This window comes from Ruminococcus sp. RTP21359st1_H3_RTP21359_211015 (assembly GCF_040909065.1).
GTDB lineage: Bacteria > Bacillota > Clostridia > Oscillospirales > Ruminococcaceae > Hominimerdicola > Hominimerdicola aceti.
The window spans coordinates 46,892-59,688 of record NZ_JBDGDD010000010.1 but is presented as its reverse complement, the minus strand read 5'-3'; the positions used below and the strand labels follow the sequence as shown (position 1 = coordinate 59,688).

The 12,797-nt window shown below is 39.2% G+C and carries 6 protein-coding genes; 1 reads left to right on the top strand and 5 read right to left on the bottom strand.

What is annotated here, in order from left to right; genetic code table 11:
• Positions 1 to 3: 3 nt before the first annotated feature.
• Positions 4 to 249 (top strand): TIGR03905 family TSCPD domain-containing protein, encoded by a 246-nt coding sequence (locus tag AB5Z01_RS05945; RefSeq protein WP_022286682.1) that lies wholly within the window; start codon positions 4 to 6, stop codon positions 247 to 249.
• A 107-nt stretch (positions 250 to 356) separates the two neighbouring features.
• Here AB5Z01_RS05945 and AB5Z01_RS05940 read toward each other — a convergent pair whose 3' ends face one another.
• The 5 genes from AB5Z01_RS05940 to AB5Z01_RS05920 all read right to left on the bottom strand — a co-directional run bounded on the left by AB5Z01_RS05940 (position 357) and on the right by AB5Z01_RS05920 (position 12,788).
• On the bottom strand, positions 357 to 566 hold the full coding sequence (locus tag AB5Z01_RS05940) for a hypothetical protein (RefSeq protein WP_287214584.1): 210 nt from the start codon (positions 564 to 566) through the stop codon (positions 357 to 359).
• A gap of 69 nt (positions 567 to 635) precedes the next feature.
• On the bottom strand, positions 636 to 1,331 hold the full coding sequence (locus tag AB5Z01_RS05935) for a hypothetical protein (RefSeq protein ID WP_287214586.1): 696 nt from the start codon (positions 1,329 to 1,331) through the stop codon (positions 636 to 638).
• Positions 1,332 to 1,363: 32 nt separating this feature from the next.
• Complete coding sequence (locus tag AB5Z01_RS05930; RefSeq protein WP_287214588.1) at positions 1,364 to 2,059, bottom strand: hypothetical protein; 696 nt, start codon at positions 2,057 to 2,059, stop codon at positions 1,364 to 1,366.
• 26 nt (positions 2,060 to 2,085) lie between these two features.
• Positions 2,086 to 11,802, bottom strand: a complete 9,717-nt coding sequence (locus AB5Z01_RS05925) for a hypothetical protein (RefSeq protein WP_368365381.1) — start codon at positions 11,800 to 11,802, stop codon at positions 2,086 to 2,088.
• Between the two features lie 35 nt (positions 11,803 to 11,837).
• The gene (locus AB5Z01_RS05920) at positions 11,838 to 12,788 is read right to left on the bottom strand and encodes a hypothetical protein (protein ID WP_368365380.1); all 951 of its coding nucleotides are present in this window, start codon (positions 12,786 to 12,788) and stop codon (positions 11,838 to 11,840) included.
• Between the last annotated feature and the right edge of the window lie 9 nt (positions 12,789 to 12,797).

Sequence of the window (12,797 nt, the reverse complement as noted above, 5' to 3'; positions counted from 1 at the left end):
CAAATGGCAACGATCAGCTACACTCCAAAGGGAGTATGTTCAAGAAAAATTGATATCGAGGTCGAGGACGGTATCGTAAAGAAAGTGCATTTCACAGGTGGCTGTAACGGCAACACACAGGGTGTATCAAAGCTTGTTGAGGGCATGAAGGTTCAAGACGTTATTGACAGACTTGAGGGTATCGACTGCAACGGACGTGGCACATCATGTCCTGCTCAGCTTGCTGAGGCTTTGAAGTCTGCACTCTAAGCTTTCGTACTGAACATTACACGGATATAATAACGGGCGAACACTGTTCGCCCCTACAAAAGGAAACGGACTGCATTTTGTGTGCAGTCCGTTTTTTTGTACATATTCTAATTTTCTGTCGCTGCGCTTTGGGTGAAACTCATTGAAACAAATCCCGTACCAGTCACCGTAATATCGGTATGATTACCGTCAGACCACTGCTCTGCACTGTTAATGCCGTTCGTTCGATAGAACTGAATGTCATATTGATTTTTCTCGGCAGAATTGACTTTCAAAGTTGCAGTGGCTATGCCAGAACTGTCCTTTGAAATAGTCAAGCCATAAGTATTCTTAAACCATGGGCTGATATCAACATAGTTCGTATTCCAAGTCAGGGTGACAGTACCCTAGCCACTGCCTGACAGGCAGTAGTTGAAGCCGTCAAGGTCTTTAGGCGAAGTAGCATTGTCGATGAATGTGCCTGTCCATGTTGCTGATGTGTTATCATTTATATAGATAACGCCAAGCTTTGCGGAGAGTGGTTTCAACTCTGCCTGATTTGTAGGAGTGGCTGTCACTCTCATGTATATGTCAGACTTTGTGAGCTGTGACTTATCAAAAGTCAGCACAAATTCATGCTTGTTGAAATCGTCAGCCATAAGTTTCAGAAGTGAAAACTCTATTTTTGAATTGCTTCCAAAAGTCTTTTTTTCACCGTTATATTCAACTGAGTATTTTGCAGTTTCTTCTCCGGTAACGGCATTTCCGTTGCTGTCCACAAGCTCGGCTGTCAAAGTGTATGTGATATCCTTGTCATTATGCTTTATCAATGTTTGCGGATAGTTGCACACATTGACTGTCACACAAGGCGAGTTTTCCATACTGCTAAAAGTTATCGTCCTTGGAAGATCATTTTCATCTGTTGTAAGATAATTAGATGAAAACAGCATGCCAGCTCCCTTTTGTGTGGATACAACTCGCTTTACACTTGAAACGCTGGTATAAGCCGCCAAGACACCAATAGTACTGAGTGCGGCTGCCGCAAAAGCTATCCATATTGCAAGCCACGATCTTTTAAGCTTTTTTATAAATTGGTCTTTCATAACAGCCACCCTCCTCTCTATTTTGTGATTTATTACTTTCTCTGAACTGTCAGGTAGACCATATCAGTTTCTTTATTGTTTTGGACTTTATCATTCCATTTTACTCTGATTATAAAATAATCGCAAAACGGATCTTTATTGTCAATTACCGTCAGTGTATCCGATTGCCAATAAAGTGCCTCGGCATTTTTCTGAACATTGCCGTAGCTGTCATAGGACTTTTCGTGAAGTGTGCTGTTAGCAAGTATCTCCGAGCCTTGCTGATTGAGATAACGTCCCGAGATCTTATTGCCGTCTATTTTGTAATAAAACGTTTTATTCTCTTCATCTGAAACATAAACGACAGCTTCAGATTTTTCAGTTTCACTGACGCTTTTCGCACGGTATATCTCATACTCAAAAGGGATATTCGTTGTATGTGCAAGCTGTATTTGATATTGTTGCACGTCTGCCCCGCCTATGCCGAAAACAAAGTCTTTATAACTGCCGTTCTCAACGTCTATATCTGCCATTTCAAGATTTGCCACAGATTCTTTGTTTCCTGCGGTGATATAAAGCTGAGTAGGGGCATTTATTTTTGTTGTAAGAGCAATAGAACGTTTGTGAGTAATCCACGCATAAACAGGCAGTGCCACAAGCAGTACCACCGAAATGGATACTGCTATGACTAGCTGTAGCTTCTTCTTTTTTTCTAATTTTCTGAATTTTCCAAAAATGCTTTTTGTCATAATTTTCTCCTGAAAATGCCTGCTTATTATGAATTTATAAAGCCTGTTTCTATTTTTGCGTTTGTATAAACAACATAGTCGCTTGAGGTAGTTCCATTAACAACTGAGTTGTTGTCATTAAGCAATACCGCGGTAAGCTCAACTCTGTAGTTCGCATAGGTAAGTCCCTGCTCCTCAAAAGCCTTGCCTGTTTTTACTGTAAATTTCGTAACGGCTGTGTTTTGTTCTTCGCCATTATAGTCAGTGGTAAAAACGCACTCCTTGCCATTCAGACCACTGCTTGATGTGGCGTTTTCCAAAGTAAAGCTACCGAGATATTTGCTAATATCGTTTGTCTGCTTATAATCGCCACTATTGTCCTTAACATACAACCTCATTGTATACTGTATTTTTTTGCCACTGTCCTTTGTTGATCGGCTCAAAGCAGACAGATCATAGATAGCATTTGCTGTTATTGCCATTTCTTCTGTAGTCATATCTTTGGCATTGATACCAAGCTGAGAAAATGGTGAATCCTTCGACTCAAGAACCGTTGACTCTGCAACGTTATAGTTTAGCTGTGCCACCGTCATTGCCTTTCTATAGTAGCGTCTGGCAGGCATATCTCCACTTGCAGAGATAGAGCTGTTCTCAATATTGTTCTGGCTATATGCAACATATGACGACGCATTTACTCCTATACCGGTTTTGGTATCCCCATCCTTACGCTCAGGAAACTGATCTATGATCCCTGCAGTACCATAAGTTAAGCTGATATCAGCCTTGACAGTTATAGAACCATTTGTGTCACTATTGATATAATCGTAGACCGAATCGGGATACATCAGCATATAGCTGTCTTTAGCTTCTGAAAGTGTCTCAGTCTTGCTTATTTTTGCATTTGATAACTCTGTGTCTGAACTGTTTAAAATGCTGTAATCAACATTCACCGAAGTTCCTGCAATGATCTTTGCATTAGCTCCTGCATCGTTTTCACCAAAGTTCTTCATAGAGAATTTAAACGCCTGATACATATTGAAATCGTCACTCTTATAGCCATTAAATGTATCTCTAAGGCTCGGATCAATGCTTATCTTTGACGTCATTGTCGCACGGACAAAATTATTTGACGCTGTTATCTCCTCTGGGTCATGAGCCGTCACACTTACTAGCTGTGTAAAAAAGTTTGCAATAACATATGCGCCAGTGTCATTATTTGTCACTTGGACAAGGTTTGTAGGAATATTGCCATTGAGCTTTCTTGGCTTATTACCGCTATAATAATTCACAAAGTTCTTGATGACTTTTTTTGTGCTTCCCGTTTCCGGAATATTGATAGTGAGATAATAGTTCTCGCTTATTATCATTTCGTCATTATCATTTTTTGGTGTATCACTATTCGCTGAAACAGTTATCTTATAAGTGCCTGTTTCAGCCTCCCCAGCAGGTCTATAATACTTGCCGTCGCTTGTTTTAACAGTAGCTGTAGCTTCATCATCTGCCTCAACAAGTGTTCCGTCAGATGATTCTTTAGCTGTTACCGACGCATATCTTAACAGTACATCATTCATTGTAACCGGTTTAAAGCCACTTATATTTGTCAAGTCAAGCTCACCGGTTGTTTTATTAAACTTAGCATCACTTGCGGTAGAATGATAAGTCTTGTCATTGTTATTTGCATCAACAAGAGTTAGCTTTGTATCATCGGTAAGCACACCACTGTCAGTGGCATTATCACCAATAAGATAAAGCTTTTTATCAAAGCTCCAAAGCAGACTATCACCGTTATTGAGCATTTTTTCCCATTCGTTAGCAGATTTGTAATAGGAATACTTAAAATAAGTAGTAACAGGTGCATCAAAGCTCTCAAAAGCAAGCTTTGTTTTATCCGTATAGTGAGAATGGTTAAAGTCTGTGCCTGAGATAACGTAAGATTGAAAGCTGAAATCAAGCACCTTTCTTACAAAAACAGGAACATGAAGTCTAAGAGCAGTTTTGCCACTTCCCGTTGGGTCGATATAATCAAGAGTAATGACAGTAAATCTGTTTGTGCCGTCATTGTCATACTGACCGTCTGTGACCTTGAAATATCCTGTCTTGCTGTTAAACGTAAGAGTGCTTTTGTCTGATTTTTTCAAAACATCGTTATCATACACATAAGTCGCTGTGCTTACATTCATAAGATCTGTTGTTTTCAGCTTATTTGAACTGCTGTCGCAAACATCACAATTTGTCAGAACTGAGATATACTTTGCGAGCATTTGTGTGATATTCAACGATGAGTTATCATCTATAAGCAAAACTGGAAGATCATTCAGCTGCTCAACGTTAAGCTCAGAAGCTTTGCCGAATGTTGTAAGCTTTGAATTAGCCAGATCCTCTGCATATGTCTTTATGGTACTGTTTATGCCATAGGATTTTTTGGCTGTGCCATTCGTATAAGAAGCAGCGTCACTGATGATAGTCTGCATATTTCCGCCAACAAGATCGCCTGCGAAAGTCTTACCGCCGACAGGAACGCTTGGATTTATATTGACATAAGGCGAATAGATATCAACGTGCGTGCCGCTTCCCTCGCCGATATTTTGAGTATTATTCTGATCGCCGTTATAGTCAGCATGAACTGCGGAAAAGTTGGTAGGTGCTTCTGAATTATTATACTGTATATCAGGTAAACAATCCGTGTTATTTACCGATACTCCAATAAATTTAGATGATAGATTTTTATCATAGTTCCAACCTATCAAGTTAGAAACAGATACGCTGTTGTTGCCTCTTACATAGCCTAATTTATTTATGAGAATATCATAAGCATATGTGCTTCCACGGTCATTATGACCGATCACGCCGCCTACACCTGCACCATTGGACTTATCTTCTGCTGACAGAGTAACATTGTTGACTTCACAATCAGTTATCTTCAGATCACCATTAGCTTTTATACCAACATAACCTCCGATACCTGCATCACCATTTTTAGCAGCCGGTATACCTATCGTTGCATTTTTTACAGCAGACTTTGATACGGTCACAGCCGCATTCTGTGTGCCGACCATTCCGCCTGAACTTGTATAGCCATAAACACCGCAATCTGATGTTTCAGATGTTCCTCCATAGTAACAGTCATTGATAGACAACTGGTTTTTGTTTATTCCAACGAATCCACCGGCATTACTTCCATAAACATCGACGCTGACGCTTGTTTTTGTTATTGTGCATGCTCCGTTAGACAGTCCTATAAGACCGCCCTCGTTCATTGTCTGGGTTGCAAGGGGTTTATTGTCTTTTTTTGAACCGATAAAGCTATCTTTATTATAGGCTGTAAGCTGAACATTGCTTATTGTCGTTTTGATATTTGCAGAACCTGCGATTCCACCTACGCCAAACCAAGTTTTTGTGCCTTTATCAAGATTAGCAAATTCAACTTTATTAATTTTTATCTTAGAATCCTTAACAGAGAATTCGTTGCCTTTCTGAGAATTTCCCACAAGACCGCCTGTTTCAAATCCGCCATACACATAAACGCCACTGTTTTCAGACTTAACGTTACTTATATTGATATCATTTGTTGACTTTCCTATAAGTCCTCCCACAGTATATGCGCCATATATTTCAAGATCGGTCAATGTTATTCCGCTAAACGTGCAAGAACTCTGTACTCCGCCAACAATACCACCTGTAGAAAGGTCTTCATTAACATACGATTGTCCATCGTTGTTATACGTCTTAACGCTGATCTTGCCGGAAAGCTTAAGGTTATTTACAGTTAAAGCATACGTTGAACAGTTTATCAACCCAACTCCTTTTACGGAGGCAAATGCGGTACGATATTTATAGTTATCCATATCTTGGATTTCAATAGTGGTACCGCTCTTGTTGTCTGTTATTTTCACAGCATAGGCTTTTATATCTGTATCGAGCTTTATAGTCTTATCATTTCCCTGGATAGCTGTCAAAGACAAAGTATAATCACATTTAATGTCGCCCAAGTTACTATTTGTTGCATCAAACAACTGATTTATACCACGAAAACCGGTTCCGGCGAGGTCATAGGTTCCATTTCCTGTGAGTTTAACAGTAAAGTTCTTATTTAATTCGTGTGCCCACTTTGCTTCATAAAGACCTTTTTCACTTGGCTTTGTATATTTTTTTAGCATTACAGAATTTTTCTTTTCATATTCCCTGCTTGTAGCCTTTTCAAGTCTTTGATAATCTGAGATCGCAGTTTTGTAATCTTTATCATCAGAAGTCAATGTAGCTGTGCCAACTTTTGAATAGTCTGCATTTCGAGTAAAAGTATAATGACCATAGCCGCAAGTATTTTTATTACGGTCTGTATATCCCATACCGGACTGTGATATGATAGACAGCATAAACAACGCCTGTGCATTAGGCACTTCAATGGTATTGGTCGTGCCGGCAATAACATTTAATTTCTCATCATCACTTAGCTCACTATTAAACTGCGTGATGAGATAATTTTTCCTGCCATTGTTAAGGTTAGTTGACTTACCAAACGTTGTTCCCTCTTCGATAGCAAAGCCGTTTACAACTCTGCCTATATATGGATTGATAAAAAGATTGGTATATACGTCTTCACCCACTGCCTCAGTATTGCTGGTTGTAAGCGCACTATCTTTGGCAACGTTGTCCATATTTCTGAAAATAACGCCGCCGTAAACTATGGCACCAACATATCCGCCTGCAGTAATGAGATGTTGTTTGCTGTTATCGTTATTTGCAAATGTTATATTAGGATTTGTTACCTTGACATTATCAATGATATTATCTCCACCGAACACAACGCCCATAACACCGCCATAATACTCCGTCTTTCCGGTACTATAGTTTAATTTATAATTATTGTTTTTTGAAAGCGTTACTTCTTTGGTATATTTTATATTGATATCTTTTACAACACTTCCGCTGCTGAACCTGATGAGAGGGCTTGCAGAATTATTGGTGATAGTTGGATATGTTCCGTCGGATTTCTTCTGTCCAACAATAACGCCCCTGAAAACGTAACTGTTTGATGTTCCGCCAAGACCTGCAAAAGAACTGCCAAGAACTATATCATCATTTATCTTGTAATAAGCCTCGCAAAGATATTTGATCATGTTATCTTTTGAAACTGTTTCCTTTCCGCTTACGAAATTGCCTGCTCCATCATAAGTATAAGTTTTATGATTTGTGCCTTTGCAAAAAGCACTATTAGCATTAACAGTCGATTTATCGGCAGAAACATATGCATTATAGTTTACTTCCCAGCCATTTGTAGGTGCGGCTGTACTGATAACTCGTGCGACCTCTGCCAGTGTAGAAGCGTCAAGGATATATGGATCAGAGTATGTTCCGCAACCCTCGTCAAGATATGGTCGCTCAAGGTTTACGTCTATCTCATCATAGTTTTGGGCGGTATCATACGATTTAGCAACATATGGCTTGTAACTTGTAAAGCTATATTCCTCTGTTGCGTTATTTTTGACAGGGGAAGTATACCTGTCATCTCTACTCCAATCGCCATGATACTTATTCTGCCTGCTCGCATTATCTACACTATTCTTTATGGTGTCAGACACTTCTTTTCCGTAGGTTACATTATGCTTAATATTGCCAGCTGAGTCTGTACCCCAATCGTCGTCCCATTTATAGTTGTATATTGCAGAAGAGCCTGCTCCGTCAGAATGCTGAAAGCTTTCAAGCAAAGTAGCATTTTTGAAAATTGAATTTTCATTACTTGCGTCAAGCTTGATATTTGAGAAAGTCAGAGATATATTTTGCCCCTTTTCGCTTCCTACATTGCCTATAAGGCTTGTTGCAGCATAATTCTGACCGCCTTTGTAATATTCTTCAGCAGTCATACTGTGTTTTTTCTGTGACACATTCTGTATAGTGATCTCTGTCATGTTGCCTATCTTATTTATAAGCAAAGGGGCATAGTCGCTTATTGTTTCACCGTCATTCACATACAGATCATCAAGAACGATACTGCCAGTAATTTTGACAGATTTTTTTGTAGTATTGGTGTCGTCAGCAACCGAGCCGCAAACCAATGCACCTGAACCACCATTCACCTTACCGATATTTCCCTTAAAGGTCAGTTTGCCGCTTATGGTAACAGCTCCATTTTCATTTCTGAAAAGTCCGCATTGCATCATATAATGTTGATTATGGTCATTAGTTAAATTTGTTCCATCTATGCCGTCAGTTGTACGGGCATAATTGTCACTATTACTGCTTGATACCATTTCAGACTGATTAAAGCCATTATTTTCAAAAGTAATAGTTGAATTTGATTTTATATTACAACCATTTGTATCAACTGGATAAAATGAATATCCTGTCAAATCTATTTCTGGATCTGTTGGAAAATCTATATTTGTACTATTAATATATGCTTTTATATTATTTGCCGCAAAAAGCTTTGCACTCCACTCAACAGCCTTAGCTCCGCCTGTGGTGGCTTTACCGTTTTTATATACATCAAGGTTATAATAATATCTTGCCCAAGAATTATTTTTCCACACAGCACCATTATTTGTTGTTTGATTTTGATAGGTATTGCAGTTCTTTCCGTCCATATACAGCAAACGCTCTCCGTCCGCTGTAACAGCAGGAATTGAAATTATGGCTTGACGATTAGACATAAAACTAGCTGAAGAAGAATAATAAATACTACAACGAGCTATCTCATCAAAATACGAATAGCTTGGGCTTATATTTATCGTAGTATTTTGTAAGATCTTATATCCATTAGGTTCAGTAAGTTCAAAATAAGTTGCATCTCGTGAGCTTCTGTAATTATTGACATTTTCACCTTTAAAATAGTCAAAGCCATAAGAGTCATAATCTCTACCAAAAAGAGTTGAGGCAAGCATGCCGAAATTTATACATTTTGTTGCTTTCACTGTCACACCGTCAAAGCTAACCTCTTTTATTCTCCAATAACCTGTTGTGGAAAGTACAAGACCGCCCAGTTCTGTGCCATTGTTCACTGTTAATCTTGAATTGTTTACATTCAAACTATTCAGATCAATTTCTACTCTATACCAGTTATGCCCTAAAAATCCACCGCTATTTGATTTACCACTAGAATTTATTGTTAAAGCATTAATATTAACATTGGTGATAGATATCTTATTAGGTACAACAGAAGCTGAATTATCCTTAGCACCGACCTCTGCAATAAGTCCGCCAACTCTAGAGTTACTTCCTGTGTGTTTGTCAGTTATATTTCCGCCAACAGTGACATTATCAAACTTAATACCAGTTGTAGGCTTTGATGTAACAGCGCCTACCATTCCGATAACTCCGCCAAGACAAGTACAATCTACCTTTGTTGTGCTATTATTGTATGTAAGATTTGCTGTTACAGCAGAATTAGTGAACGAAACTTCACTTGTGGCGTCAGCAACATATCCAACCAGACCTCCGACAAAATTAGTATACGCACCACTTGGAGATGCTGTCACATCAGCGGTCACGCTGTCAATAGTCAAAGCTCCGCTGTTGTATGCAGACACAGAACCAATATAACAAGCATCACCGCCAGAAGCATTGTCACCGACAATATTAAAGTTTGAAACAAGCGTTAAATTACTTATTTTTGCACCGCTTGTCTTTGCAAAAAGTCCGTTGTGAGTATGGAAAACTATCTTATCATTATCTGTTCCCACTGTCATGGTAAGTTTATGACTATTGCCATTCAGAGTGCCTGTGAATGTACCCTCACCATTATCACGCATAAAGCCGGTTAGACCTGTGTCGCTTATATCAACATCTGCACTAAGGCTGATATTTGCCGCAAGCATATCTGCCCTGCTAACACCGCTATACTTAACAAAATCATTGCTATCATGCTGCATTATCAAAGCCGCACGGGCAAAATCTGCCCTATCGCTTATGGTTATATTATTATTAGGAAATCCATTTATTGTAACAGTATGCCCCGATCCATCAAAAGACAGAACACCGTCAGCACTCTCAAGCAGATCGGAATTGTTAAGGCGAAGCACTCCGCCCCAATCCATATCGTCTATGACTTTTGAAGATGTCCTTGTAAATGACCAGCCTTTTAAGCTATAGATCAAAGCATTGCCTCTATTTCCTACTATCTGACATCCGTTTTTGTTAGGGTCTTTAGGATAAAAGCCTGAAAGGTTTGTTTCACCGCCAAGCCTTACAACGCCATTTTTATTAAATTTGCCAACAATACCACCTACGCTCTGGTTTGCAGAAACATCATTTGCCGTAACTGTGACTTTGCCGCCAACATCAATAAAAGCCTGATCTGCATAGCCCACAAGTCCGCCATAATTATTTTGTGATGATGTGGGATTATTAATACTTATAGTGGTATTCTTGACGCTTACATAAGCCTTGCTGTTATCACCTATCTTACCAATAAGGCCGCCAAAATCAAGGGCATTGCATGAGCCAGTCACATTTACAATGATATCACTTAGTGCTAGTTCAGAGCTAAGAGCATTGGCAGAATATCTTCCGACAATACCACCATAAAAGCCTGCCCTGACAGTGCCCTTGAAGTTTGAAGTAATAATATCATTAGCGGTGCCCGTGATACTAATTTTTGCACTATCTGCGCTGTTTATCAGCAGTCCGAAAACAGAGCCAACAGCCGCACTGTCAGCGGTATCTCCTGATGAACAATCAAGGGTCATTTTAACACCGCTGAATTTTGAAATATCAAATTCTTTACTGTCGGCTTTACTATATGTATAAGAGCCGAAAAGACCGCCCGCAGTTACAGAGCCTGTAACGCTTCCGGTCATGGTAAGGGTGACACCTTCGCCGACATTTATTTCTGCATTCTCTGCACTGCCCACAAGTCCGCCTGCGTTGTTTGCGGATACATTTACATCTGTCAAGGCATCACACTTGTCAATGTTCAGTGTTGCACCAGCGCTCATTTTTCCGACAAATACACCTGCGTTCGATTTACCGGAAACGTCAAGCAAACTGCTTGACAAGCTTACAGCGAGGCTTGCGTTTTCGTCCATAGTGCCACAAGCAAGACCTGCATTATCCCCACCTGATACTTCCACCTTGGCACCATTACTTAGAGTGATATTTAGACCGACCGTTGCTCCATTTTTCATATTGCCTATAACAGACGTGAAGGATTTATAATTTCTTGCACCTGAATCATCTACAGGATCAGCTTTTATTTTCCACTTATTAGCTGAAGCCACATCACCGTGTACAACATTCTCAGCAAGCAAAGCTGAATTTTTTTCTTCCGGTCTAGCAAAAATAATAGTATCTAAATTTGCACTGTCACTAAGATATTCAAACAGAGCAAAATTAATAGGAAGATTAATAGCTGAACCCTCATTTGCTTTGACTGTTCCCATGAAAGGATATTCTTCATTGCCAAGTCCTTTTTCTATTCCTGTAAAATCAGAAGCCTTAAACTGAGATTGGTTGTTTGAAAACAATACAGTGATATTCTGATAAACAGAAGGGTCTGCATTGAGAAGCTTTTTAAAATCGTCTGCATTCTGTATCGTAAAAACGCCATTTTTGATATCGTTAGTTATGTCAGTATATGTATCTTCCGCCATAGCCGTAATAGCGTTGGTGACAGTTGATACCATTTTAGACACAACACCTGAAATGTCTGCAAGCGGCATACTCGTGACAAGCAATACGGCAGCGGTAACTAAAGAAATAACATTCTTGCGATACTTGCTGTAAAGCTTGCGGCATATTCTATTAATTTTCTGATTTCTATTAGCTTTCACTTTCAACTGCCTCCGTGCAAAGTTAATATTCTTATCTATACGTTTAGTTCAACAAGGATATATTGCACCTTTGTACCTATCTTTTCGTCAGCGTCATTATACATGGAGCTTAGTGATGATAACTGTGCTGTGCTGTATTTATCACCATTAAGTATTTTCTCAATAACTGTTTTATTTTGTTCTTTATCTACATCACCTGACAAGAACAAGCTTAAATTACCCTTTATATATTCCGCACAATTCAAACGTTCTTTACTGCCATCATCAAACAGCACATTTTTCTCTGTCAGATTTTCATCTGTGCTTTTCATTAGTATCTGACCAAGCGTGTTCGGCCACACCCAATATACGTTCACTTCCTGCGGAACGTTTACTTTACAATCTTTAAACGTCCTTGTGAATGTTTCATCATGAAGAAAATCGGAATATGTGTGATTGTTCTCATCATATTTCTCAAAAAACATGATATGTCCATTCATAAATCTAGTTACTTCTTCTTCAGTAACCTTTTCATAAGAAACAGCGTCTTCGTTTTTATTCTCTGCATACCCTGTGATACTCAACTTGAACTGTATCTCCATTTCTCCCGACTGGTTCGGGACAACATAAAAAGTAAGCTTTCCATGACTACCAGGATTAATACCATTCGTCATACCGCTTTCTTCATCAAGAAGCCAGTAGATCTTTTTGTTCTCGTCAGAAGTGATGTTGCTTCCATCAGACACCTTAGAGTAGTCATTGCTGTCAAGTATCTCAGCTTTAAGCACATTGGCACTGACTACTGTTTTCAGTTCAAATGGCGAATCTACGCTTTTCATTCCAAATGAATCAAGATCAAGGGCTTTATCAATGGTAAACCAAGCCAGACTGACCGCAATAAGTATAAATGCCAGCACTGCAACTGGTATTATTTTTATAATAAGCAGTTTGCGTTTCTTCTTTTCTTCCTCGCTGTCTGCTTTCTCTATCACTTTATGCTCAGCCACTTTGGCGAC

Excerpts from the sequence above, each read along its gene's own strand:
- AB5Z01_RS05945 (WP_022286682.1), top strand. The coding sequence starts at position 4 with ATGGCAACGATCAGCTACACTCCAAAGGGAGTATGTTCAAGAAAAATT.
- AB5Z01_RS05935 (WP_287214586.1), bottom strand. The coding sequence starts at position 1,331 with ATGAAAGACCAATTTATAAAAAAGCTTAAAAGATCGTGGCTTGCAATA.
- AB5Z01_RS05930 (WP_287214588.1), bottom strand. The coding sequence starts at position 2,059 with ATGACAAAAAGCATTTTTGGAAAATTCAGAAAATTAGAAAAAAAGAAG.